Origin of the sequence: Mastigocoleus testarum BC008, assembly GCF_001456025.1 — a bacterium.
Lineage (GTDB): Bacteria > Cyanobacteriota > Cyanobacteriia > Cyanobacteriales > Nostocaceae > Mastigocoleus > Mastigocoleus testarum.
Genome location: NZ_LMTZ01000150.1, coordinates 1 through 26,922, shown reverse-complemented (window position 1 = coordinate 26,922; position 26,922 = coordinate 1). Strand labels below are relative to the sequence as shown.

At 38.1% G+C, this 26,922-nt stretch carries 18 protein-coding genes; 9 read left to right on the top strand and 9 right to left on the bottom strand.

Features of this window, described 5'->3' with window-relative positions; genetic code table 11:
- Positions 1-115: 115 nt before the first annotated feature.
- Complete coding sequence (locus tag BC008_RS40185; protein WP_027846134.1) at positions 116-2,041, bottom strand: transglycosylase domain-containing protein; 1,926 nt, start codon at positions 2,039-2,041, stop codon at positions 116-118.
- A 239-nt stretch (positions 2,042-2,280) separates the two neighbouring features.
- Here BC008_RS40185 and tyrS point away from each other — a divergent pair, with 239 nt between their 5' ends.
- The 3 genes from tyrS to BC008_RS40170 all read left to right on the top strand — a co-directional run bounded on the left by tyrS (position 2,281) and on the right by BC008_RS40170 (position 5,089).
- On the top strand, positions 2,281-3,486 hold the full coding sequence (gene tyrS / locus BC008_RS40180; protein WP_027846133.1) for a tyrosine--tRNA ligase: 1,206 nt from the start codon (positions 2,281-2,283) through the stop codon (positions 3,484-3,486).
- 140 nt (positions 3,487-3,626) lie between these two features.
- Entirely contained in the window at positions 3,627-4,343 is a 717-nt protein-coding gene (pyrF, locus tag BC008_RS40175; RefSeq protein ID WP_027847009.1) for an orotidine-5'-phosphate decarboxylase, read from the top strand.
- On the top strand, positions 4,340-5,089 hold the full coding sequence (locus tag BC008_RS40170) for a hypothetical protein (RefSeq protein WP_153009675.1): 750 nt from the start codon (positions 4,340-4,342) through the stop codon (positions 5,087-5,089). Before pyrF ends, BC008_RS40170 begins: the two co-directional genes overlap by 4 nt.
- Before the next feature lie 309 nt (positions 5,090-5,398).
- Here the strand turns inward: BC008_RS40170 and BC008_RS40165 are convergent, their stop codons facing one another.
- The gene (locus BC008_RS40165) at positions 5,399-6,643 is read right to left on the bottom strand and encodes a TetR family transcriptional regulator (protein WP_027844169.1); all 1,245 of its coding nucleotides are present in this window, start codon (positions 6,641-6,643) and stop codon (positions 5,399-5,401) included.
- 330 nt (positions 6,644-6,973) lie between these two features.
- Between BC008_RS40165 and BC008_RS40160 the strand changes: the two genes are divergently transcribed.
- Both BC008_RS40160 and BC008_RS40155 read left to right on the top strand, forming a co-directional pair.
- Complete coding sequence (locus BC008_RS40160) at positions 6,974-7,828, top strand: acyl-CoA desaturase (protein ID WP_058184079.1); 855 nt, start codon at positions 6,974-6,976, stop codon at positions 7,826-7,828.
- A gap of 622 nt (positions 7,829-8,450) precedes the next feature.
- Entirely contained in the window at positions 8,451-10,142 is a 1,692-nt protein-coding gene (locus BC008_RS40155) for an NAD-binding protein (protein ID WP_027844167.1), read from the top strand.
- Between the two features lie 139 nt (positions 10,143-10,281).
- Here BC008_RS40155 and BC008_RS40150 read toward each other — a convergent pair whose 3' ends face one another.
- Together BC008_RS40150 and BC008_RS51905 are read right to left on the bottom strand one after the other, a co-directional pair.
- Complete coding sequence (locus tag BC008_RS40150; protein WP_058184080.1) at positions 10,282-12,009, bottom strand: RDD family protein; 1,728 nt, start codon at positions 12,007-12,009, stop codon at positions 10,282-10,284.
- Between the two features lie 4 nt (positions 12,010-12,013).
- On the bottom strand, positions 12,014-13,510 hold the full coding sequence (locus tag BC008_RS51905) for a protein kinase domain-containing protein (protein WP_027844166.1): 1,497 nt from the start codon (positions 13,508-13,510) through the stop codon (positions 12,014-12,016).
- A gap of 794 nt (positions 13,511-14,304) precedes the next feature.
- Here BC008_RS51905 and BC008_RS40140 point away from each other — a divergent pair.
- Positions 14,305-15,183, top strand: coding sequence for a hypothetical protein (locus BC008_RS40140; RefSeq protein ID WP_058184081.1), 879 nt, complete (start codon positions 14,305-14,307; stop codon positions 15,181-15,183).
- 452 nt (positions 15,184-15,635) lie between these two features.
- Here BC008_RS40140 and BC008_RS40135 read toward each other — a convergent pair whose 3' ends face one another.
- Positions 15,636-16,754: a glycosyltransferase gene (locus BC008_RS40135; RefSeq protein WP_036266065.1), complete on the bottom strand. Its 1,119-nt coding sequence runs from the start codon at positions 16,752-16,754 to the stop codon at positions 15,636-15,638.
- Between the two features lie 521 nt (positions 16,755-17,275).
- Between BC008_RS40135 and BC008_RS51900 the strand changes: the two genes are divergently transcribed.
- Positions 17,276-18,460 carry a DUF2808 domain-containing protein gene (locus tag BC008_RS51900; RefSeq protein WP_058184082.1) on the top strand — a complete coding sequence of 395 codons (1,185 nt, stop codon included), beginning with the start codon at positions 17,276-17,278 and terminating at the stop codon, positions 18,458-18,460.
- 171 nt (positions 18,461-18,631) lie between these two features.
- Here the strand turns inward: BC008_RS51900 and BC008_RS40125 are convergent, their stop codons facing one another.
- The 4 genes from BC008_RS40125 to BC008_RS40110 form a co-directional block, all read right to left on the bottom strand.
- Positions 18,632-19,504 (bottom strand): MBL fold metallo-hydrolase, encoded by an 873-nt coding sequence (locus tag BC008_RS40125; RefSeq protein ID WP_027844163.1) that lies wholly within the window; start codon positions 19,502-19,504, stop codon positions 18,632-18,634.
- A gap of 429 nt (positions 19,505-19,933) precedes the next feature.
- Positions 19,934-20,917, bottom strand: coding sequence for a calcium-binding protein (locus BC008_RS48990; RefSeq protein ID WP_058184083.1), 984 nt, complete (start codon positions 20,915-20,917; stop codon positions 19,934-19,936).
- Between the two features lie 189 nt (positions 20,918-21,106).
- Positions 21,107-22,147 (bottom strand): Ldh family oxidoreductase, encoded by a 1,041-nt coding sequence (locus tag BC008_RS40115; protein WP_036266062.1) that lies wholly within the window; start codon positions 22,145-22,147, stop codon positions 21,107-21,109.
- Positions 22,148-22,363: 216 nt separating this feature from the next.
- Positions 22,364-23,224 (bottom strand): VanW family protein, encoded by an 861-nt coding sequence (locus BC008_RS40110; protein ID WP_072207779.1) that lies wholly within the window; start codon positions 23,222-23,224, stop codon positions 22,364-22,366.
- A gap of 544 nt (positions 23,225-23,768) precedes the next feature.
- On the opposite strand from BC008_RS40110, the gene BC008_RS40105 reads away from it, so the two are divergent.
- Together BC008_RS40105 and BC008_RS40100 are read left to right on the top strand one after the other, a co-directional pair.
- Entirely contained in the window at positions 23,769-26,171 is a 2,403-nt protein-coding gene (locus BC008_RS40105) for a CHAT domain-containing protein (RefSeq protein ID WP_082650651.1), read from the top strand.
- Positions 26,126-26,922 (top strand): tetratricopeptide repeat protein (locus tag BC008_RS40100; RefSeq protein ID WP_153009744.1); only part of this gene is annotated, 797 nt, incomplete at its 3' end. The genes BC008_RS40105 and BC008_RS40100, both read left to right, overlap by 46 nt.

Below are 26,922 nucleotides of genomic sequence, written 5' to 3'. Positions count from 1 at the left end.
TTGCAATCCGGTGCAGCCACCCCGTAGGGTGGGCAAGAGTCGCAAGATAGAGAACAGAAAATCTCCTAGTCTTTAAGCAAAAGCCATCTCTGTAATTAGTTGGCTTAAATTGGGCTTACCTGGACTTTGGACGAGGAAATTTTGAAGGTGATTTAAAGTTTTCTTTGGGTTGATTTTTTAGTGCTTGCATCATAAAATCGCGCCACACTGGAGCTACCATTCCACCTCCTGTTGCACCTCTAGATAAAGTCCTATTGTCATCTCTACCTACCCAAACTGCAGTTGTTAGTTGAGGTACTGTACCTACAAACCAAATATCTTTTTCAGAAGAAGTAGTTCCAGTTTTCCCTGCTGCGGGACGACCAATTGCCGCATTGGGCGCTGTACCCCCTGGAGCAATAACCGAGCGCATAATATCAATTGTTGAGGCTGCAGCCCAAGGGTCAAGAACTAGCTGAGGTTTAGGTGTATTATCTAACAATACATTACCACTACTGTCAGTAACACGCAACATGACTGTTGTTGGAGATTGCCAACCATAGTTTGCTAAAGTCGCATATGCACCAGCCATTTCTAATGGGGTTACTCCAATTGCTCCCAAGGGTAAGGATGTAACTGGTGACATTGGACTCATAATTCCCAAAGTGCGACTAGTTTCAACAACTTTATTCATCCCTATAGCTTTGCCCACTTTGATTACAGGAACGTTTCGGGATAAAGCCAAAGCTCTACGAATTGGCATTGGTCCAGCAAAACTATTATCGTAATTTCTGGGATAATACCAACCCCTACCATCTCGATATCTTACTGGCGTATCGTAGACGGTTGTATTAGGAGTATATTTACCTGTAGCGAAAGCTGTGTAATAAACCAGTGGTTTAAATGAAGAACCTGGTTGTCGCAAAGCTTGAGTAGCGCGGTTAAATTCACTGGTTTTATAATTTACTCCGCCAACTAGTGCTTTCACAAAATGAGTTCGAGGATCTACTGCAGCAAGAGCAATTTGATTTTTATATAATCCACGCCGCAGAAGTCGATTATGCCACTTACTGACGGTCTTCTCCGCCATTTTTTGAAAATTAATATCTACAGTGGTTTGTACTCGCATACCTCCTTTAAGTAAAGCATCGCGCCCAAACTTCTTCGCTAATTCCTGAGATACAGCATTCGTTATGTAAGGCAAATTACTACTGCGGAAAGATTGTATTTTACCAAGTTTAATTTCTTGTTTGACAGCTTCTTCATATTCTTCTGGGGTGATCCAATTTAATTTCAGCATTCGCCCCAAAACAATTTCTTGTTGTTCTTTTGCCCCTTTCATATTTCCAAAGGGACTGTATCTTTCTGGTGCTTGAATTAAGCTTGCCATCATCGCCGCTTCAGCAAGCGTAAGTTTATCTGCAGTTTTATTAAAGTAACTACGTGCAGCAGTTTGAGCCCCATAATTATTATGTCCCCAATACACTTGATTGAGGTACATTTCTAAAATTTGATTTTTTTTAAATATTTGTTCTAAGCGAATAGCTAATACAGCTTCTGCAATTTTTCGCTCAAACTGTCGTCTGCGATTTAAAAACAGGTTTTTCACCAATTGCATGGTGATGGTGGAACCACCCTGGGAAACCTCACCTCCCCTTAAGTTTACGACCAAAGCACGTCCTACACCAGCAGGGTTAATACCGTGGTGTTGATAGAAGTGATCGTCTTCCATCGCCAGTACAGCACGTTTGAGGTGAGGAGAAATTTTTTCTAAAGGTACAACTTCACGGTTCGCTTCACCATGAATACTAGTCAAAAGTTTACCTTTTACGTCATACATGTGAGTAGTTTCTGTAGGCACAAAACTACGAAGCTGTCTCACATCCGGTAGGTTACGGAAACTGATTGCTAAACCAACCAAACCTCCGGCTACAATAGAGCTTGTCAGCATTGCGAGTGCAAGGAGAGTACCACCAGTTACCTGACCAACTCCCTTGACAAACTCGAAAACCGATAAATTTTGACGTTCGGGCTGATTTTGTTCAAAAGTCCTAGACGACACGGTGTTTTTACTTCCTCATTTGTATATATAGCGTGTAAATTAAGCAGGTAAAGCAAAGCGGTTTATTTTCTGCAATTATATTAGCTTGGCAGGTAAACTCCCAGGCGAATCAAGAGTGACTTAACAAACTTGTTATTTACTTAAATTATTGAAAAACTGTTAACTGTTCGCTGTTAACTGTTAACATTCAAGCCTTATGGCATGGCGATTAACCGATAACTGACAATGGATTTACTAGTATGGCGCAAGATTTTGCTTGGCTGCATCGTGGCACTGTAGAAATTTTTCCTCAACCTTTACCTCAATCTTCAAATGCTGAAAGTGAAAATGAAAGTCTCGAAAAGCTTTTAGAAACTACAGATCGTCCCTTACGAATTAAATTTGGCATTGACCCTACAGGTACCGATATCCACCTCGGACACAGCATACCAGTACGGAAATTGCGAGCATTTCAAGATGCAGGTCATACCGCAATTCTCCTGATTGGTGATTTTACAGCTCGTATTGGCGATCCGACGGGTAAATCCCAAACCAGACGGCAACTTACGGAAAAAGAGGTGAAGAAAAATGCCCAAACTTATATAGATCAAGTTCGACCGATTTTAGATTTTGATACACCCGGACGACTAGAAATCCGTTATAACTCAGAATGGCTTGGGAAGTTAGATTTAGGCAAGATATTGGAATTACTTTCTACCATGACTGTTGGACAAATGCTGGCAAAAGAAGGATTTGCCGAACGCTACAAAAAAGAAAATCCGATTTACTTGCATGAGTTTCTTTATCCTTTAATGCAGGGCTATGATTCTGTTGCTTTAGAAGCAGATGTAGAATTGGGCGGTACCGACCAAAAATTTAATCTTGCTGTAGGGCGAGATTTACAGCGCCATTTTGGACAAAAACCACAGTTTTGCTTGTTGTTACCTCTTTTAATTGGTACGGATGGCGAGCAAAAAATGTCTAAATCTTTGAATAATTATGTAGCTTTACCAGAACACCCTGCCTCTAAGTATCAAAAACTACAAGGTGTCCCAGATAGTTTGTTAAAGCAATACTTTGAATTGTTAACTGATTTACCTTTAGATAAATTACCAGAAAATCCTCGCGAACAGCAATATTTACTAGCTAGAGAAATTGTCAGACAGTATCACGGGGAGAAAGCTGTTCAAGAAGCTGAAGCCGCAGCAAAATCAGGTGGTAAACAAGGAGAAATTCCTGAATTTTCCCTTACTCAAGTAGAATTTCCGGCAAAATTATTTTATATCCTTAACGCTAGTGGCTTGTGTAAAAGTAGTGGCGAAGGTCGACGAAAAATTCAAGAAGGTGGCGTGCGTTTGAGTGGCGATCGCATTACCGATATTGATACTACATTTGAACAAGTTAGTGAATTGGAAGGACAAGTTTTGCAAGTTGGTAAGAAGAAATTTATCAAGCTTGTTGGGTAAGTTGGGGATTTACCAGTTATTAGTTAACAGTTAACAGTTTATGGCTAACGCCACGCCCTTACGGGCTACAGTTATCAGTTACCCATTACCCATTACCAATTACCCATTACCAATTACCCATTACCCCTTACTTTTTAACGGTGACAAATAACAAAATTATCGTTCCTTTAGATGTTCCCGATCTGCAAAGTGCGATCGTATTAGTAGAAAAATTAGACGAAGTTAGTTTTTGGAAAGTTGGTTTAGAACTTTTTACTGCTTCTGGACCACAAGTTTTGGAATATTTGAAGTGTAAAGAGAAAAAAATTTTTTTGGATTTGAAGTTCCACGATATTCCTAACACGGTTGCTGGTGCTTGTCGTAGCGCTGCTCGTTATGGAGTGGATTTATTGACAATTCACGCAGCAGCAGGGAAAGATGCTTTAAAAGCAGCGAAAGAAGCAGCAACAGAGGAAGCAAATAAGCTTAGTTTACAGCCACCGCGTTTAATTGCTATTAGCTTGCTTACAAGTATTTCTTCACGACAGTTAGCATTTGACTTGAAAATACCTTTAGAATTGCCTGAATATGTCTTGCAAATGGCATTAATGGCAAAAGAAGTTGGTTTGAATGGATCTGTATGTTCGCCCCAAGAAGCATTCCAATTACGCGAAGTGTGTGGCGATGATTTTCTATTGGTTTGTCCTGGGGTACGTCCCACTTGGGCGGACAAAGACGACCAAAAACGAACTTTTACTCCCGCGCAAGCAATAAAGGCTGGAGCAAATTATTTAGTTATTGGACGTCCTATTACTGCATCTACTGAGCCGATATTAGCTTGGGAAAAAATCTGTGCAGAGTTGATCACAACTACATGAAAATAATTTATTCTTTGCTTCTCCCTAAATTCAAATCTCTACAAATTGCTTCTTTATTCATCGCAAGCTTATTTTTCCAAGTCATAAATTTGGCTTTGATTGATTCAGTCTATGGATCTAGTAATTACGTATCAAAGTTTTCAGGAAGATTGAATCATTCTCAAAGTTCTAGAGAAATTTACCTTTCGAATTGGAGTAAGCAGCAAGATACAAGTAATAGTAATTATTTTCAAGAGAAACAAAGCATAAATTTTTCTCGCAAATTATCTGTTTGTATGGAGAAAGATGTAGAAGCATTAATGACCAAGTTATTACGCGATCTACCGGGTTACGCCAATCGTGTTAGCCAACGGTCTCGTCGTTTGAGCAGGACTACACAAACTTACAGTTATATGTTGATGGCGGGAAAACCTGAATTTTCGCCATTACCTACCAACATTCTTGAAGATACAGGAAATAGATCGAAAAAATCACAAGATAAAGACGTTAAGCAAGTTTTCTTTACTACTCTAGAAAGAAAATATATTCAAAAAAAACCCATTCAGTCGCAGCAATTTCATCGCTTGTTTTTAACTAAAACTAAAGATGGTTGGCATATGGTAATGATGTTTACTCAAACAGGTTCTTACCCTAAGAGTAAACCACCGACCCCTCCACGTGATAGTAGCAATGGTGTTGTTGGACAAGCAATTAAAACTTGGTTGCGAGATTGTCGAGTCGCTGAAAGCACAAGTCGAAGAAGCTGATAATTACTAGTTTGATAATTATTCGGATTGAGCAATTGAAACGGGATTTGCGATGCTTGCGCTTATGCGCTGAAGTTATCTATTATGTTAACTGATTGCTATATAAGTAGTGATTCGCCCTACCCCAGATCAAGTAATACTAATNACCCCTTTTTAGAATGAGAGAGGGAAGTGTGGGAGGTGTGGGAAGTGTGGGGGGAAATCCCAAAAAATATAAAGGGTTTTTAAAAATCGGATTTGGTATAAGGAGCAATTTCTTCTATTATATTTAATTCTAATAAGTAAAATTATTATCCGCGATCGCATTATCTAACTATTATTAGGTTTTCGATCCAAGCGAGTTGCTTCTTCTATAGCTGCTTTTTCCTTTGCTCTGCGAGCATAGGGTTCTAATTTGACCAAATCCCAATTAGTTATAATGCTAATATTTTCCAGGCTAACGCCTCGCATTAACATCTCGACACACCAAGTTTGTTGAGCTTGTGCTACGTCAGGTGGTTTTCCTTCTGGAGTTAATATTTCTTCAGTCCAAACTCTCCATTGGGACTCAATTTCTGATTCTGATATTGGTAAACCATCATCGTTGAGAAACATCGCACTTTCACTATCTTTACGAATTTTCAACCATTTAGTTAATGGATTTGCAGTATAAGAGCCATAACGTTTACCCATAATCCATTGATTTACAGGGACTTGGCGCATTTGTTCGCCACTTGTTGTTACTTGTAAAAGATGTTGGCGAGTGTCTGTAATTTGATGCGATCGCTCTAAGTTGCAAATTTCTGTAGGTGACAATCCAGATCCAAACAAAACATATCCTAAAGCATAATCTTGTAATCCTGCTTTTTTGGCTTGTCGCAAAATTTGATTAACTAAATTCGCCGGTAAATCAGCTACTGTCCTAATATTTCTATCGTTCTGAGGGACCAATAATCCAGATGAAGTGTCATTTGCAGATGATATTGCTCCATGCAAAAATAATTCCACCAAGTTGTCTAGAAAATCATCGCGGTCTTCCCAAAGTCCGTGGAACTCACTTGTGAACTCGATCGCCGTATAGCCTAATATAATTCCATTTAGTAAGCTGGCTAACTTTTCTGCTGTTAAATGAGTAGTTAAATGACCCTGTTGAATTACTGAAGCTAAATATTCTGCCACATGACCGTTAGCTTCAGTTAATACTTTTCCTAAAGCACGACGATTTTCTGTAGGATATTGGTCAGCCTCACCAACTACAGATCTGACAAATTCTGGATTCTTTTCTAATGCATGCAAGCAAACACTTGCATAATCCTTGAGTGCTTGGTAAACATTTTCTGGAGGATTCGCTTTCTGGATAAGAGATTCCCCCAAATTCCCAAATACTTCTGATTCTTGAATTACAGCCAATAATAATCCGTTTTTATTACCAAAATGTCGAAATAAAGTAACTTCATTGACTTGAGCTAACTCTGCTATTTGGCGAGTGGTCGTGCTACTGACACCTCGAGATATAAATAACTCCAAAGCTGCTTGGATCAGACGTTGTCGAGTTGAATTGGTTCGAGCGCACATAGGCGATAGCTTGCTCCTGGGTTGTTAAGTTAATTTTTTTGCTATAGGCGGAAGTACCGCACTGCTCACCATCTTTATCTCTGAGGTGAATGCTAAATCTATAACAATTACGGGTCCAACCACAAGAGTTATTATAAATAAGCAAGTAGCACTTGCATAACAATTCAAATATTGTTAGCATATTTAATGTAAGTGACACTTGCTTTCATGGTTTCAGTAATCTGTTGGTTTGACAGTTTGTTGTTTTGAAGTATTTGTTTTGAAGTATAGAGAGAAAACCTCTCCCTAGTTAAATCTTAAGTTTTCACCTATCTATTCATAGGATTTTTTATGAACACAAAATTGGCGATCGCCTCTAGTGGCAGTAATTATGCTGCAATTAATCGGGTAAACGTAGCATTTTTTGCTACATTTCACCTGCTAGCACTATTGGCTCCTTGGTTTTTTTCTTGGTCTGCATTAGGTCTAACTCTATTTCTCCACTGGCTATTAGGGAGTATTGGTATTTGCTTGGGTTATCACCGTTTGTTAAGTCATCGTAGTTTTCAAGTTCCCAAATGGCTAGAATATATAATTGCAACTTTGGGAGCACTGTCCCTCCAAGGAGGACCAATTTTCTGGGTTGGGGGACATCGTCAACATCACGCTCATACTGAAGATCTGGATAAAGATCCTTACTCTGCAAAAAGAGGATTTTGGTGGAGTCATATGCAATGGATTTTGTCCCCTCGTCCAGAGTTTTTTGACTACCAAATATATAAGAATTATGCTCCCGATCTAGCACGACAAGGATTCTATCGTTGGCTAAATCGCTACTTTTTATTTTTACAAATTCCTTTAGGACTCTTACTATATGTTTTAGGTGGTTGGTCTTTTGTTGTCTATGGAATTTTTGTTCGGTCAGTTTTACTTTGGCATTCCACCTGGTTAGTTAATTCTGCTACACATATGTGGGGCTATCGCACCTTTAATCATGATGATAACGCTCGTAACTGTTGGTGGGTATCTGTTGTTACCTATGGAGAAGGATGGCATAACAATCACCATACTTTTCCTCACTTAGCTAAATCTGGCTTGCGTTGGTGGGAAATTGACATGACTTGGTGGGCGATCGGGTTATTAAAGACTTTAGGTTTAGCTAAAAAAGTTGCACTACCCGATCCATCAAAAATGCCAAATATTTAAAAGATTGGTAGGTAGTAACAAGTTTATATTGTAGGTATCTCTCTCTTGTGTCACTTTCTAATTATCGAGGACCGTTAAATAATCAACTAGATCTATCAAATTAGGTAAAGCAATGGATGTAGAGCAATTTCAACCTTTTCAGCCTACATCCAGCATTAAACCATTCCTAAGGCAAATGCTAACACTGCGTTAGCAGTGCGGGCGTATACCAATTACCAAAAAACTGTTATTATTTCATCAAATCAAAATCATTTTCAAGTGTCTGATAAACATTCATTAGCAATAAGATTAGACAATATTTACCATCTGCTTGAACTTCAGCTTAAAAGTTTAATTGTTTTGAAATAATCGTACCCTCAGCTACAGTTAAATAACTCTGAAATCGGCAAAATTGTGAATACATATCCCATAGGCTCATTCTTATTCAAGATTGTCTATGACCTAGTACATAATCAATTTTTGACTTAAGAATAAACTCCTAAAACAGTAAGCTAATTTAACTAATAATATCGGGAGCCGCATCATTTCAAATCATAATTTACCTGTCAAAAATAGGGATTGCGATTATAACTGTAGGGATTTCACAAATGCGTCCGATCGATGTAAATCATGCAGCCGTTTCATGAAACCTAGAATTATTGTCTGTAGCTTAGGACGTACTGGATATAAAGTCTTTCGATTGCTTAGACAGCAAGGAGCATTAGTTGTCGGTATACATCACAAACCAATTGCAGGAGAATGTGCTGGAGATGTGATTATCGGCGATTTACATGCAGCTAGTACCCTAAAAGCTGCAGAAATCGAAAAGGCGAATACTTTAGTAATTGCTGGTGAAGACGATGCATTGAATTTATGGATTGTGATGCAAGCGCGAGTGCTTAATCCCCGCATCCGGATTATTAATCGCTTTTTTAATACTAGTTTGGGTTCGCGTTTGGATCAAACATTACCCAATCATTTGACCATGAGTGTTGCTGGTTTAGCTGCACCTGTATTTACTTTTGCAGCTTTGGGCAATCAATTAATTGGACAATTAAAATTATTTAATCAAACTTGGCCGATTCATGAAGAATATATTCATAGATATCATCCTTGGTTGGGCAAAAAATTAAATGAATTATGGGAAGACCGTTCCCGGATGCTAATTTATTATCTCCCCGTTCAAGGTGAGATAGATTTGGTTTCAGCGGTTACTTCCGGACAGCAATTAAATGAGGGCGATCGCCTAATTGTTGGTACCCAACCCCGTATTCGTCCAACCCGCAAATCATTAATTACCAAGTTACTTAAAGTATTGACTAATCTGCGGCAGTTTCAATACCATGCTCAATCGGTAGTTATAGCTGCGATCGTGTTAATGGTTATTATTACCATTGCTACTCTTACTTATGTTTCTGCCGAACTAAATATTTCTATAGTTGATGCTTTATATTTTTCTGTAGGTATGATTACCGGTGCTGGTGGTAGTGAAAAAGTTGTAGAACAAGCTCCCAATAGTATCAAAATATTTACTGTAATAATGATGTTGATTGGAGCAGCAGCCTTTGGTATTTGGTATGCTTTGCTCAATGAATTTATTTTAGGAACTCGATTCAAACAGTTTTGGGATGCGGCTAGAGTACCCCGTCAAAATCATTATATTGTTTGCGGTTTGGGTGGTATTGGGATCAAAATCGTTCAACAATTAAATGCTAGGGGACATGAAGTAGTAGTTATTGAACCAAACATCAATAATCGCTTTGTTAATACAGCCCGTAGGCTTGGTATTCCCATAATTCAGGCTGATGCTAGTTTTCCTGAAACTCTCAAGTCGAGTAATATCGAAGATGCTGCTGGACTACTTGCTGTTACGGGTAACGATGCAACTAATGTTGAAATTGCCTTGAAAGCTAAGGGTCTGTCACCTAGAATACCCGTAATCGTCCATTATGCCGATCCAGACTTTGCTCGGATGGCGCAGGAAGTGTTTGACTTTGAAGCTGTTCTTAGCCCAGCAGAACTAGCCGCTCCAGCTTTTGCAGCAGCTGCTCTTGGCGGACGAATTATTGGTAATGGAATTACTGCTGATAGCCTTTGGGTAGCATTTTCTACTTTAATTACACCCTCCCACCCTTTTTGTGGACAAAAAGTCAGAGATGCAGCAATGAGTGCTGATTTTGTTCCCTTGTATCTGGAAACTAACCATCAAACAATTCATGGTTGGGATCTATTAGAAACTTCCCTGAGTGGTGGAGATACATTATATTTAACAATGCCAGCAAACCGACTGTACGAACTATGGCGACGCGCACCATCCCAGGTCATGGTTAATTGAATTGTGGTTAATTAAAATATGCTTAATTGAAGTAGGCTCGGCTCGAATCCAATTTAACAATCAAATTATTGCCAATTATCTATTCCCATTACCCATTACCTATTACCCATTACCCATTACCTAATCTCCAATCCCCAAATCAAACCTGCTCTGAAATAATAAAAGATTTCAAAAAACCTCTAGCTTCAGGAAAATATATCTTGCCATATTTAGATACTACAAAAGCTTGATATAAAGTTCTTTTTCTCGGGTCGATTAATATCTTCGCCCTATAAGCAAATCCATTATTACCCCGCATAATTATTTCTTTTCCAGGGTATCCATTATCACTAATTCTCTTTTGTCTAATAATTTTAGAATTGGTACTTTTAGCAATAATACTAGTTGCCCTATTTAAGTATCGGTTAACATTAGATCTGGAGGAACTACCAGAATATTTAATACTTGAAGTGAAATATCCCCGACCTGTTGCTCTGTCTTCATAGGTTACCAAGACGTAATCTTGTCCTTTGTTATTAGAGCGACGTTGTTGCTTTGGACGTCGAGGAAATTTAACAGTATAGCTACCATCACCTGAAGTATAGGAATACCAGTTTCTAAGTTGAGAATTTCTAGTTTGAGATCTAGAACGAAAATTTCTCAGCCGAGAACTTCTTAGTCGAGAATTATATGCTTGTGAACTTCTTGAGGGAGGAATTGAGTTTTGGAAGTTTCTGGGAATATTATTTAATGCTGTGAGTCTGACAGGAGAGCGATTACCGCCATTGTCGCAATTAATAACGGTTAAAGAACCATCAAGTTCTGTTCTAATCAAAAAATTATCTGGGAAATAAGTAGCAAAGCGCGAGCCAGTTTTTGTATTAATTGGATTGGAACCAAGTAAAATTAATCCGTGTGAAGAAGTATACAATTGCATATTCTGCCGAACAGTATTACTACCTCCTCTACCATCGGGAAATTTAACTAACATGTTTCCCCTACGTCCTTGCATTTGTAGTGTCGCGACATAAAGAGCAGTACCACCGGTCCATTGCAGTCGCCAATTTCCATCTATATTGTTTCTCCCCGGATCGATCAATAGTTCCTGAGAACCACAGATATTAGCTTTACGACTGTTAGAAGCAAAAACACCGTTATTTGCTCTAATTGAATTACTTCTATTTTGCGGTTCTGAAGAAGTGCTTTGGGTGTTAACTCTATTTGTGCTACGACGATTAACATTAGAATTTGCTGTAAAACTCTTTTGTGGTATTTGCGATACAACTCTTCCTGCTGCGATCGCACCAACAAGTAATCCAACTAATGGTTTCCAAGGAATTTTAACGTTTTGGTCTTGACCTTTAACAACTAAACATCTTGCAATAATGTCATGAAGCGCTTGTTTTTCTGGAGTAAAAGCCGCCATTAAATAGCCAAAAAAGAAAACTCCTGCTCCAATTAAAAATAATAAGAGTGCTAAATATTGGTAAGGCGATTCTCCTCCCCCGATATTTTGAGCCATTAATGCTACTAAGCCAGCAGCAAGCCAAATTAGAATCGAAAAAGATTTACCAAAATACCTTGCAGTAGCTTTACCAAAAGAAATTTTATTACCTTGGGCATCAGTAACCATTATTCCTAAGATTTTTTTACCAAATGTAGCCTGCAAGGGAGAACTTTCCATAATTGCAAAGTACATCCAGCCAACTACAAGTGTAAAAATGTTATAAGCAATTACTTTTGGGTTATCCCAACCATTGTTAGAATTACCCCAGGTCGGCGGTACACCAAAAGCAACAATGAATTGCAATATTAGTAGAATAATACCATCAACTAAAACTGCGACAAATCTTTTCCAAAAGCCAGCATAATTATTTGTAATAGACATTTTACTATTTTCTAATAACTAAAGAATTAGAAATTTTATCGTGCAGGGTTTGTTTTTTATCTGTAACTCCTGCCATAAAAAAACCAAAGCAAGCAGTTAAATATGAAAGAGATTTACTGATATATCTTTTGGCAGCTTGTTCGAATGTAATTCGATTTCCATTGATATCAGTAACAGCAATCCCCAATAACATTTTCCCTAAGGTTCCTTGGGTGGGAGAACTTTCCATTACTAAAGAATATATAAAGCCCAAAATTATATATTCAGCTAAAAACCTCAGCCAAAATCCCTCATTATTGTCAATTCCACTGGTAATTAAGTCAAATATTAAAGCACTAACAATTAAAATTGTTTTGTCTATAATGTCGGCAACTACTCTTCTCGAAATACCCGCATACTTAATAGGAACAGGTAAATTATTAAATGAATTATTACATGAATTGCTTGACGAATTACTAAACGAGCTATTACTAGATGAACCAGTACTAGATGAACCAGTACTAGATGAAGTATTACTGGATAAATTTTGTGCGGGTTGCTGTTTTAAAGATGGTGTTGGGGTTGGTGTTGGTTGTCGTGATGGTACTGATTTTGCTTGTGATGATGAAGTTGGGGGTACAGTAGAGTTAACATTCGTAACATTTGGTACTTGAGGTGTTCCTGGATAAACTGTCTTTGTTAATTCTTGAACTGCTTGTAATGCAGCTGATGCTGAATTATATCGCTGATTCGGATGATAGCTAATCATGCGATCCAAAACATCCGCTAGATCGCTTCTTACTTGAACTAAATGACGCCAAACAACTTCTAATGTGTTGGTATCAATATCTAATTCCAAAGGATATGTACCTGTCAGTGCTTCAATACCAATCATTCCTACGGCATAAACATCACTGCACAACATTGGATGTCCCCGTAGTTGCTCGACTGGCATATATCCTTGAGTACCTACAACTGCTGTTGTAGATGTTATCATCCCTTGAGTATTAAAAACTTTTGTGCTTACTTGTTTAACAGCGCCAAAATCAATTATTACTACTTGGTTATTTTGATAAAATAATATGTTTTCTGGCTTTAAATCGCGATGGATAACTCCGTGTTGATGTACAAAAGCTAGTATTTCTAATATTTTCTGTAATAAAAAAATAACTTGATTCTCAGACCATTTCTGACCGCGAACTATTTTTTTTCGCAAGTCATCGGCGTCAACAAATTCTTGGACGAGAAAAAATTCTTGCTGTTCTTGAAAATAAGCTAAAAGTTCGGGGATTTGGGAATGTTTTCCTAGTATTTCTAAAGTTTTTGCTTCTTTCTCAAAGGCTTGTTGCACCCATTTAAAGGTTGATTGATTCTGGGGTTTTAGTCTTTTAACAACACAAGGTCGATTGAATCTTGAGGTATCTACAGCTAAATAGGTTTCCCCAAAACCACCTTCACCTAGTTTTTTTGTAACTTGGTAATGTCCTTGAAGTATTTCCCCTACCAGACTTGCTCCTAACATAAATATGCTTACGCAGTTTTCAGGATATGAATATTATTCTGTTTTTTTTTATACTTTATTTTAGGGAGTTTGTTGACTAGCTTGTTAATTAAATCTGAGCAATAATAGTACTCCTACTACCGTGTTTTTATGTAAGTATAAAATTACAGACAGACTCTGTCGAGCTGATGTCACGAAATTCTACAAACAATTCACAATCTCAATAATTTTTTAAACGAAATACTAAGCTGTTAATATATGTTTAATATTGAGTTTATATTGAATTGACATTTAATATATACAGTAAATGTTTAAAAATTTCTGATAATTGTGTGGAAAAATTATGATAATCAAACCAAATATAATCAAATAAATCTATCAATTTTATTTTTTATTTTTTTAGCGCGGTCTTCCTGTTTTAGTTTTACTTATTTTCATTCGTTCAGTATATTGCTATAATTGTTACCACATAGCATCAACGTTTATACGGTTATTGAATTTATGCGGTCCACATAATTTATATTTTTTCCAAAGAGATACTTTATAAGCTTTATACGGGGTTATAGTAAGAAATTAATTCCGTCACAATTAGTCTGTCTTCGTTATTAATGTGATGAAATAATAGATAATTTATAGATGATTGGAAGATATAGTAAATAGCTAGCATCTTTAAATTTGATATACCCCCATTTTTTCCCTTTCTACTGAAAGCGTTTGCCTCAAAATCAGTATTTCCCTGACTTGTGATTGAAGAAGTAGAGCGAGTATAAAAGATTTATTACAGAAGTAAAAATTTAGCTAGCTTTAAGTCTTCTATGAAAATAAGTTATTTCAAACATCAGACAATCAATTCAGCACCTGTCCCCTCCAATAGCTTGCTTGATCGTGTTGCAAAAGTTTTTATCATTGCTAATAAAGAACCCACCGAACAGCTAGAAGCAGCTTTGCAAAAAGAAGGTTTTGATTATCAAATTCTCAGACAAGAACCTTTGCCGAATTTAGAACAATATTCTCGTAGTTATCTGTGTTTGATGAATCATCGTCGAGCTTGGGAAGAGGCACAAAATCAGACCAAATTGACTTTGATTATTGAAGCAGATTTTGTTCCCGTCACATGTATGGGTCAACTACCCTTACCCTTTAATCCCGAGCATTCTGATGTGGGAGTTAGTTGGATTTATACCTGTGCTTCCCAAGTATACAGTATTGATTGTGAGGGTTATGCTCAAGGCTTTTCCGTTTCTACAGTTGCTTATATTGTTACTCCCCAAGCTGCAACTTATCTATTGGAACTAGCTACAGAAATTAAGCAAAAATATGGAACCGATCAATATTCGAGTTGGGATTCGACGATCGATAAATTCCTTCGTCAACGGAACCTAAAAAATTATATTCCTTGGCGCAACTATGGGGAACATGGTGGTATACCCAATCCCGAACACCGACAAAATAATCTCAGTTCTAGCCACCGTGCAGATGTTTTATATGGAAAATTAGCATTTATGCCAATATATGCCCTAGATAAGAATCAAGGTAAATTAGAATTAATGAAAGTTAGATTAAAAGCACGCCTCAAAGGTATTGCAAGATTACTGAGTGCACGCTTTCTCAGAATCAAAGTCATTCAAGGTTCTAATGTACCGGGTCGATTGATTCGTTTTGCAGTATTTCGCCAACTTTCTTGGTTACTGTGAAGTTAATATAACAATATTGGTGCTCGAAAGCGATTCTATTTACTAATTGTTTTGACTTTATGATCGCAATCTATTCTCAAAAGAATACTACATTAATTTTGTTTAAGAGAATGTTTATAAGTAAATTATAAAGTAGGGTATGTTACGGCAAAATAAGGATTTAATCGTGTAATAATTCAAAATTTGCTGCAGCGCACCGATATAACTGCAGCAATTTTATTTTTTGTTTATAAACAACTCCCAAGTACTTAATCCTCTTTTGTCACTTTCGGCAGATAATAATCTACAACCTTCGTGTTTCAAAGTTTTCGCAATAATAGGGTATAAATGGCATTAATCTTAGTACGAACGCCAAAACTATTGTTACATCTAGAACTCAAAATAAGCTCCATGTATTTATTTCCCCAGAATAACAGAAGAGAATTAACCTTATCTTGTTTAACCTAGTATCATTAGTTTATACCTAACACCTTAAGATATTTTTCAGCACTATATTCCAAAGTAAATTGATTTAGCCAATCAGAATCTATTTGCTTTGTATTTCCAGAAAGTACTTTTAAAATAGCCTCAGCCATAGCCTTAGGGTCGCCAACTGGGGTTAATTCTCCGTATTTACCTCCCGCTAAAATCTCTTTGGGACCGCTAGGACAATCTGTGGAAATTACCGGACAACCACAAGCCATAGCTTCAATTAATACGTTACCTAAACCTTCCCATAATGAAGAAAGTACAAATGCGTTAGCCTTACTCATGTAAGCATAAGGATTATCTACAAAACCCTCCATGTAAACATCTTTTTCTAAGCCTAATTCAGAAATTAAATTTTTTAGATTATATTTTTCCGATCCATCTCCCAAAATTACTAACCGACAACGACGCATTTTTCGTACTAGAGCAAATGCACGTAATAAAGTCGGATAATCTTTTTGGGGTTTTAACCTTCCGACAGCAAGAATAACTGGTGGTTCTCCCGGTTGAAACCATGGGTGATGAACCGCTTCTTTGGCTCTTATAAAAGTTTCAGAAGTTAAAACCGGATTATAAATTAAATCAATACGTTCCCGAGGTAAGTGGGTAACATTGGCTAAATCTTCAGCGACTCCTTCAGAAACAGCCACAATATTATCCGCAAAAGGGTAAAAAAGTCTTGCTGCGAAGGGTGTCAAACGTACTGATAGTCTGGGAATACGTTTTGCTTCTACAGAAATAGTATTACGTTCTGATACTATAATTCGCGTTGAAACCCTAGCAATATGCTTCGCTAGAATGGCTATTTCACAAGGATAGTGTAAAGCAGCTAATAAGCTTGCAGGCTTTTCAAATCGCAGATATTTAGCTAACTTTAAGGGAATGCTAAACTTAGATTGACCTTGTAAGTCTATAAGTCGAATATCTGGTGGTAATTGCTTTAAAAGAGGACCTTCTGCTCTTGCAAGGACCATATCAACTTTTAGATTTTGTTGTAAAAAAAACTGAGCTAAATTTAAGCATACTCGTTCGGCTCCACCACCGTTAAGGGTACGTAGAAAAATTGCAATGTCGGGAGAATTTTTCAAGATTGTGTTATTCATAATTGATTCTCCATAATCACAAAATAGCAATATATTATACTTTTCTTGTCCTAGTAATTTCTGAGGGTTAAGGTGGCAATTGCAAAAACTACTAATGCTGAAAATAACCACTATAACCGTTAATTGACCTTTGATGGTAATAATCTGATGGTAATACACCGGTTTCCTTTAATGTTGCTACACTTAGAACGCGGCAAGCCGAATGTTTATAGAAGGAAACAACGAACACGAGATCCCGCGCCGCCAACAGGCGTCATCCAACCTAGCCACCCCACAGGGTGGAAATGCTGACCAAGACAGGGAAGAGGAAACGGGGAACAGATTCAAAGAATTGATGTGTAGTGGTGTTTTTTGCAATTGCTAAATAGATTACTTTAAAGAAACGTTTTCTCGTCTTTGAAGCTTCTTAAGAAAACATTCCAGTTTGACTTTACTTCTCTTAGTCTCAGTGTAGGAATGTTAAATTATTCAATACAGTTAGAATTGATTCTTATAATAAAAAAGCTACATTAAGGATAGATATGAAGTTTGGTTATCTACTACCTGCAATGCTCTTCGCTGTGTTCAATGTAATGCAATCATATCGATTTGTAGTGGCATTAGAACCAACAGAAGTTAATGCGATCGCTCAAAAAATTACAGTTCGTATTAGCGGTCCTGAAGCTGGTAGTGGAATAATAGTTAACAAGGAAGGTAACACTTATACTGTCCTGACTAATTGGCATGTAGTAGATACCACAGGAATTTACAGGATCCAAACCCAAAATGGGGCATCTTACCGAATTAACTCTAGCGAAATCAAACGCTTACCAAATGTAGATTTAGCTTTTTTCCAATTTCAGAGCAACCGAAATCACCAACCTGCGAATATGGTCCCTGATTCTGGCAAGGTAACGGAAGGAACAACAGTTTATGCTGCTGGTTGGTTAGATCCCGATGCTATTTGTCCCCAACGTTGCTTCCAATCCCGACCTGGAACTCTTTCCGTACGTTTACCTAATGCAAAAGATGGCTATGGTTGGATATATACCAATATTATTAAGCCAGGGATGAGTGGTGGTCCCGTACTGGATGCAAAAGGACGATTAGTGGGGATTAATGGACGAGGTATAAGGGATCCAAGAACTGGTACAACAGATTTTTTTGCAATTCCCATTAATACCTACAATACCTATGTAAAACCTAGCTCAACAACCCCGGTTTCAACAATAAGTCCTACTCCGTCTCCGACTCCAACAATTACAACTTCCCCAAAAGTTAGATATTTTACTCAACCACCGCGTTTGACTTACGCAGTTGCCACCCATGATAACATCAGGGAATGGGCAGTAACATATTATTTCACTGTTAAGCTACCAGAGAACGCTGGAACACCATTGCAAAAAATCACAATTGAGCAACGCAAAGGCTTAGAATACATTCGCTTTAATCTCAAAAAGAGTTTTGTCTTTGAAGGGACGCGTTCAAAAAAAGGAAAGAGGCTGCAACTCAAAGATATAACTAGCGATAAAAAAGCAAAAACAGTATCACTAGTATTCGATCCAGCAGTTGCACCTGGTAAAACTATCACAGTTGACCTACAAGCAAGACAAAACCCTACATCGGAAGGAATTTATCTTTTCGGAGTCACAGCGTTTCCCGTAGGTGAAAAATCTCGCGGTCAGTTTCTTGGTTTTGGACGTTTACATTTCTACAGTGGTACCTAATCTCTCCTGTTAGCGCCTAGCGACAGCGTACCGGTTTGGACGCGTCTAAAGACGAATGCACGCGTCTGACGACGTTAGCGCAGCAATGCCGTAAGGCTTAACCGCTCTTAGCGCAGCTATAGGTATTGCGTGACCGCAGGTCATATTCTGTCTCCTGACTTATGATATTTTTTAAACAGTTTTCATCCACTCAATACATTCTTGTAGTTGTTGCTGCATAGTATTAAAATCTGCATGGTGGCGACGACCATGTCCCGGTAAAACCCATTCAAAAGAGTACTGAGTTAATTTAGTCATAGACTTGGCTAATTCCGACCAAGAATACCAACAAGCGCGACGGAAAGCAATTAGTTGTTTAAGGGAATCTGACCATGCTAGATGATCGCCAGTAAAAAGAAACTTGTTTTTATAAAGTAATATTGTATGTCCCTTAGTGTGACCGGGAACGGGAATAATTAAAACTTCAGGTGTGAGTTGAAATGGTTCCAAACCTGTGAGTTTAATTTCCACATCGCGAGTATTATGGGAGATCTCGTCTTCATGAAGAATGCGTTGACAGTTAAAATGTGAAGCAAATTTATCATGATCTGCAACATCATCACGGTGAGTCATGTACATATAGCTAACTCCCCCCATCTGTTCCAAACGCTTGACTAGTGGAGGTGCAAACCGAGGGGAATCTACTAAAATATTACCTTCTGGCATTTGAATAAGATAACTTGCAGCACCAAAAGATTTTTCCGAATGGTAACCACAATGATAAATATTTTCTGCAACGAGAATTGGAAAAGTTAACTGAGCATCTTTAATATCTAGGGGTTTCTCAACAGTACCAATAGAACTAGTTGGACAGGCTAAAAGTGCTTGTAGTGCACCCAATCTTTTTGGTTCACTATTCGGTTGATTGTAAACTGTGGATTGTTCGTCAGTACGATTAAAGATATCAGGAGCCATCCAGCGACATGTATCACAGTCTATACAAGTTGTGTCTACGTAAAAATCGCCTTTTGTATTTTGCGGATGACGTAGATTTAAATTAGCCATGTGTGTGCTCTCTCTTACCCTGTTACTTTTTAGGTAGATGATGAATTTAGTATATACGAAGTCGGTATGACTACGATAAAAAAATTTAGAAGTATTCGTGAGGGTTACTAGCCCTCACAAATACGATAGGTATTTAAGCGCACATAACATAATTGGTGCTTCTATGGGCTATACAGCACATTTCAGGTTGATGAGATACATTTACATGGGTAGTAATAACTTTACCAAAAGAGTTTGAGGATATGATTTTGTATCTTATTTAATTTTTAATTGCAAAGTGCCATATCATACTTGGCGTTGAATAGAAAACTGAAGCCAATCCCCGACAAATGTATTCCTGAGGTGATGCCGGAAAGAAAGGCTACAATATTGATATATAGCAACCCTCTGCAGACTTGCTAATATCCCTTAATTAACCTTATCCAAAAATCAAAATATAAATTGATTTGGATCTTCTAAATTAAGTTCTTCAGGGGAAACTCCTTCCACAATTGCGATTAACTCAGGTGTTGAACCATCATTTAAAAATATTGCTGTTCCGGGTGGTAAATTATCAGGAGATGTACCCAAGGAATAATTACTTGCTTCCCCTACTAGTTGAATTTTGTCTTTAGTTTTCCCTTCAAGCTCGAAATCTGCGATCGCAGCATAATCGTCAGTTCCAGCAGTATTAGGATCGCCGTCATTATAGAAGACAGTCTCGATCGCATTTCGTAATAGTTGTCCTAACACAAAGACATCATTACCAGCATTACCAATCAATACATCTATTTCACCAAAACCAGGTTGGGGACTTAAAGTAGTAGTTCCACTCAAAGTGTCGTCACCATCACCACCCGAGACAAAATCATTACCCGAACCACCATTAACTCGGTCGTCACCGCGATCGCCAAAAACTAAATCGTTCCCTGCTGCACCGAAAACTTGGTCGTCATTTGCACCACCACTAACCAAGTCATTACCCATGCTACCACTAAGAATATCTTTACCCTTGTCACCGAAAACTTGATCGTTTCCTGGACCACCGTTAACTTTATCGTCCCCTGCTCCACCCCTGAGAACATCATCTCCGATTCCCGTGACGTCATCTACATCACCGAACAATAAATCATTCCCCTTACCCCCATTGACAACATCATTACCATTTTCCCCAATTAAAATATCAGGTTTAGCACCACCATAGAGAGAATCATTACCATCTCCCCCTCTAATAAAATCAGTTCCACCTTCTCCTTCTATGCGATCGTCACCACTTCCACCGAAAACGTTATCCTCTCCACTCCCAGCTTTAACTGTGTCGTTACCATCACCAGCACTGACGACATCATCATTACCCTCTAATGCATTGATGAAATCATCTTCTGGAGTACCAAAAAGTAGATCGTTATCTTTTGTACCGAAAATATCTGCCATATTTATCTGAACCCCCCAATATCCAAAACAGATTGATGCCAAGTCTACGAAAAAAACAATTAAGAACTTTTGTTATAGCGATCCTAAACGATTTTGAGTAATTAGATGCCAAAAAGATGCTGTAAGCTGTTAATTATCCTTTTTTAACAAAACGTTGAGTTCGAATTTCAAGTTCAAACTTTAAAATTATTACCTAAAATATTCTGAAATAATATTTTGACCAAAATGTGTGGTGAGGGTTTCAACTAGGACTAAAGGTACGGGAATACCTGTTTGTAAACGTTCTTCGCGGGTAATTACTTCTAACTCACCGGGATAATAAATCGGTTCCTCTGCTTGGATTCGTGGAGTTGCTTTTAGAGAGCTGATTGCTTTTTGCACTTCTTGTTCAAACTGTTTTCTATCGGTCCATGCTGCGACATCTAGTACCCACAATAAATGACCAGTACCGTTTGCTGCATCATGAATTGCTTTATTTTTAAACATCGCAGTTGTAGTTCCTAATAAGGGTCCGCATAATAAATCTGAGATGAATGCTAAGCCGGAACCTTTATAAGAAGCTGGTATATTAACTGCTACTTCCCAGGGATTATTCGTTGGTTTACCTTCTGCTGTTATCCCCCATCCCAAAGGAATTTCTAAATCTTGGTAAGCAAAATGTTTTACCTTTCCTCCACTTACCGCACCTGCAGCCATATCGATAATTACGGGTTTATTTGTACCTGTGGGAATACCCCAAGAAATGGCGTTATTACCTAACTTCGCGACCTTTCCACCAAAGGGTGCTAAATCCACAGCATTGGTATCTGTAGTTGCAAAACCAATCATTCCGGCTTCGGTAGCCATGCGGGTGTAGTATCCGGCGACACCAAAGTGATTGCTGTTAGTAACGCCAACAACTGCAATTCCTGTTTTACTTGCTGCTTCGATCGCCATTTCCATTGCAAACTTAGCTGCATATTGTCCTGGTGCTGCATCTGCATCTATGCGAATCAAACTAGGACGTTGGGAAATTATTTTGATTTGTGGTTTGGGGTTAATTCGTCCGCTTTTTAAACTTTTATCGTAACCAATTATTTGCTGTAAACCGTGGGAATCAATTCCACATAAATTTGCTTCTACTAAATGAATAATTAATGCTGTTTGGGCTTCTGATGATAAAAAATGGGATTTGAGTACTTTTGAGAGGAATTCGAGTAAGGTTGGCGATCGCACTGATAGGGTTTGCATAATCAGCTAAAACTTAGTACTAGTACCGCTATGCGGAAGTCAAAAGTTAAAATAGTTTTGCTAACAAAAGTCAACAGTAAGAAATACTGTTTCTTCTAGCTTTGACCTTTTATGAATTAGTATTTTATTTCCGCTGCGATTTACTAGTAGTCTACCCTTCAGGAAACATATTTCAAAATCCTTATAAAGTAATTTGAATTCTCCCTCGTGGCGCTCTTAACTTTCAATTTCCGATTCAAAAGGTTTATAAATATCAATGGTTTTATAATTCACTTCCCATTGTGTATTTATATCAATATTTGTATTGCTGCCTGCATCAATTTTCTTTTCGTTTTCTTTCTTGAACTGGGATGTGGTTTTTTGCTGTACAAAACGCTTAGTTTCTACTTCCCAACCGGATATTCCTTGAGATAAAGGCGTTAATTCTTGTAATATTTTTGATTCAATTTTTACAGTAAATGGTATAGATTCAGTGCCCCAAACGCTCGCTGTAACTTCGGCTTTTTCGGGAAAAACTTCTAAACGCAATACTAAAGGTATATCGCTCAAATTCCTTACAATTAAATCTTTATAGCCATAAGCTACAGTTGCATCTTGACCCAAGGTAAAAAAGCGTTTTTCTCCGTGAGCATCAATGCTGTGGTTATAGCGTTCTAGCACTTGAAAATTAGCCCAAAGTAAAGCATTAAATAGGGTTGTAGAAATCTGACATAACCCACCACCAACATCATGAGTTAGTTTACCTCTGAGTAACATGGGTCCAGAACGAAAACCATTTTTTATTATGGGACGAGGGACGCGATTCCAAAAACCGAAAATTTGCTTTGGTTGGATAATCAATCCATTTATTTGATCTGCAGCTAGCTGCATATTATAGATACGATTTTCGTTTATATCGGCTGATCCAGAACGTTGTTTGATGGGAGTAGTGAACCCACTCCATTGATATGGATAGTTATAAAGTTCTGTATAATTTTGCTTGTTTGCATAGTAAAAAGGATAGCCATGTAAAAGATTTTCTCCAGATTTGCGAAGATGACGGATGTAAGCTTTCAGGCTTTGTAAGGATTTTCGCATAATTGTGTTTAAATAGACTTTTTAGAATAGTGATATTACTTGTTTTTTTTAGAACTTTAACATCATTTTTACAAGATATCTGCAATTGATTATGATTATTTAGGGCTTGCTGTTAAAAAAGTCCTTTGGTGGGGGGGAGGTAATAAGGAAAAGTTTTACCCCTATTTTTTCAAATTTCTTGCAGTCCAAAAAATTGTAGATGCAAGGTTTTTAAGTCTTATATACTTTTTCTCTTGTACCCTAACCTCTCAGATAAAACTCCCTCTTAGCCTCCCAGATTAAACTCCCTCCTAAGCTCCCCAGATTAAACCTCCTGCTAAGCTCCCCAGTTAGCGGAAGCGTTAACATAGTGTTCGCCGTATGCGCGCTCGACGTAAGTCTTTGCGTCAGTATTGGGAGGAATGGCGGGAATTTTTGATGAAAAGTAACCTGTCAGAATAAACAAAATAAACTGATATTTGCTAGCCGAATAATCTCAAAAATGTCCGAAATTACATTCGCTAACATTGGAGATAATATTTGATATCCCTAATTTCCCGGATTTATGCAAGTCCTTCACCTTGACCTCAAGCCAATTCAGGATAATTATGTAGAATTACGTTACTTTGAAGGTAATCCCAACGATTATCAAAGTCGTTCTCTTCCTTTAACTGAGATTACGGATTTAATTCAAATTGCAGAACGCGATTACTACACGGTTTTGCCGGAAGACCATCAAATAACTGGCGAAAGATTATTTGATTGGTTAGATGGGAATGATAGGTTTTTTCAACAATTGCTGAATAAACAACGGGGTAAAGGGATTGTTTTAGCCATTAGTACTTTGGGAAACATCTCCCATTTACCTTGGGAATTACTGCACGATGGTAAGTCCTTCCTGGTCGAAAGAAAACCTGGGATAATTCCGGTGCGGTGGGTGTCATCGGATGAGGTGAAGCAATTATCTATCAAGCCACAACCAGAAAATCGGGCGTTGCAAATGTTATTTATGGCGACTTCCCCTTTGAATTTGGAACCGGTATTGGATTTTGAGCGGGAAGAAGCAAACATTCTGGAGGTGACAGCGCGACAACCTTTGACTTTGACGGTGGAAGAAAGTGGTTGTTTGGAAGAATTGGGATTTTTAGTCGAAAATTATGGCAAAGAATACGGGAAAGAAGATAATAAACAGTATTTTGATGTTTTACATCTCACCGGTCATGCAACAATAGATGATGGAGTACCAGCTTTTATTACAGAATCGCCCACGGGTGAGGCTGTATATTCCACTGCTGATGATATCGCTACAGAATTACAATTTCAGCTACCCAAATTAATCTTCCTTTCTGGTTGTCGCACCGGACAAGCAGGGAATTTTGGTACTGTACCTTCAATGGCGCAATCTTTGCTGGAACAAGGTGCAAAAAGTGTTTTGGGTTGGGGACAAAGCGTTTTAGATACAGATGCGACCTCTGCTGCTGCAGCTTTATATCAAGCATTATCTGCAGGAAAGTTGTTAACTGAAGCTTTAGCGCTGACTTACCAGGCTTTAATTAAGAATAATGCACGGGACTGGCATTTATTACGCTTATATGTGGCGGATACTTTACCGGGTAATTTGGTTACACCTTTACGAACCAGGGGAAGAAAACCAGCACCACCCCGTTCCTTCAGTAGCGAATTTTTAGATCCTGCGGGTAAGGTCAAAGTACCTACTAGAGAAAGTTTTGTCGGAAGACGACGACAGTTACAAAATTGTTTGAGAATTTTAATGAACCCCTCAGCAGAAGAAATTGGGGTGTTAATTCATGGAATGGGTGGTTTAGGAAAAAGCAGTTTAGCCGCGAGGTTATGCGATCGCTTAACCAATTTTCAGCGCGTTGTTTGGGTGGGAAGAATTGACGAAACAAGTTTAGTCCGTCGTTTAACGGAGAAGTTAGATAGTAAAGATTTGCGAGAAACCCTACAAAACCCAGATGAAGAATTAAAATTTCGTTTAAAAAGGGTTTTTGCTTGGTTACAAGAAAATGGGGATAAACCTTTCTTACTTGTTTTAGATGACTTTGAAACCAACTTAGAACCCCGCAACGACAGCTACATACTGAAAACGGAAGCAGAAGCGGTATTATCAGCTTTAGTTTGGGCGATTAATCAAACTTACGCACCCCACCGGATAATAATTACCTGTCGTTATGATTTTGAATCAAGCCATTTGCAAGATTTCTACAAACAACCCCTAGAAGGAATGCGGGGTGCAGATTTGCGAAAAAAGCTTAGTCGTCTCACTGCTTTTAATCAAAATAATCAGGATAATCAAGCACAATCCCAGGTAGATGAGACATTAAAAGCGCAAGCGCAACGGTTAGCAGATGGTAATCCCCGGTTGTTGGAATGGTTAGATAAAGTATTATTGCGATCAGACGTCGATGTCGCAGAAATTTTAAATCGACTGGAAACAGATCCTGTTGAACTACGCGAACAAGTTTTAGCGAAACAACTGTTGCAACAAATGGATGATACCATGCGAGGTATCTTACAACGGGGTTTGGTGTTTGAGTTACCCGTACCTAGGGAAGCTTTGGAAGTAGTTTGTGAAAATATTGCTGATTTAGATAACTATATAGATAAAGCTGTAGCCTTGGGATTGTTGGAAGTTAGTCCTGAACAGTCGCTACGAGTACCGAGAATTTTACCTTTGAAGTTACCAGTCATTGCGACAGTAGGAAACAATCCCCAAGATGTCATTGCAACGCAGGTTAGGGCAGCGTTTCCGCAAGGAAATAGCAATCCCCAAGCAACTGTAATTGAAACAGACACCACTATCATTACGGCGCAAGAAAGCAATCCCAAACAATCACAAATCAGTCCCGAAATATTTAAAGCAGCTTCCCATTTAAAGCAGCTTCCCAGGTTTTATATCGTTTGTGGTGGAAAAGTAGAGAAACTTCCACAGAAGAACAATTATTAGAAATTCATCGCTTAGCTTTGCTGGGGAAAGAAAAGGAAATCGCTGGTGAATTAGCATCTAATCTAGCAAATAACTGGTGTCAAAAAAGTCGTTACAGAGAAACAGTGGAGTTTTGTAAGTCAACCTTAGAAATAACAAAAGATTACCGCGTTCTCAAGGAAATGGCTTATTGTGAACTTGTATTGGGTGAAGTTGAACAAGCATTAGAGAATTATCAGCAAGCTAAAAAACTTTGTCCGTCGGAAGATGAAGGAGGAACAGCATTCATTTTTCATCATTTAGCAATCATTTACCAACAACAAGGTAAGGTGAATGAAGCGATTTCTCTTTACCAACAATCTTTGGACATAAAAGAAAAAATAGGTAACCAACAGGGGAAAGCTGCTTCCTTACACCAACTTGCAATTATTTATCAACAACAAGGTAAGGTGAATGAAGCGATCGCTCTTCACCAACAATCTTTGGACATAAAAGAAAAAATAGGTGACCAACAGGGGAAAGCTGCTTCTTTACACCGACTTGCACGGATTTACGCCCAACAAGGTAAGGTGGATTATGCGATCGCACTTTTCCAACAATCTTTGCAAATAAAAGAAAAAATAGGTGACCAACAGGGAAAAGCTGCTTCCTTGCACCAACTTGCACGGATTTACGCCCAACAAGGTAAGGTGGATTATGCGATCGCACTTTTCCAAAAATCTTTGCAAATAAAAGAAAAAATTGGTGACCAACAGGGGAAAGCTGCTTCCTT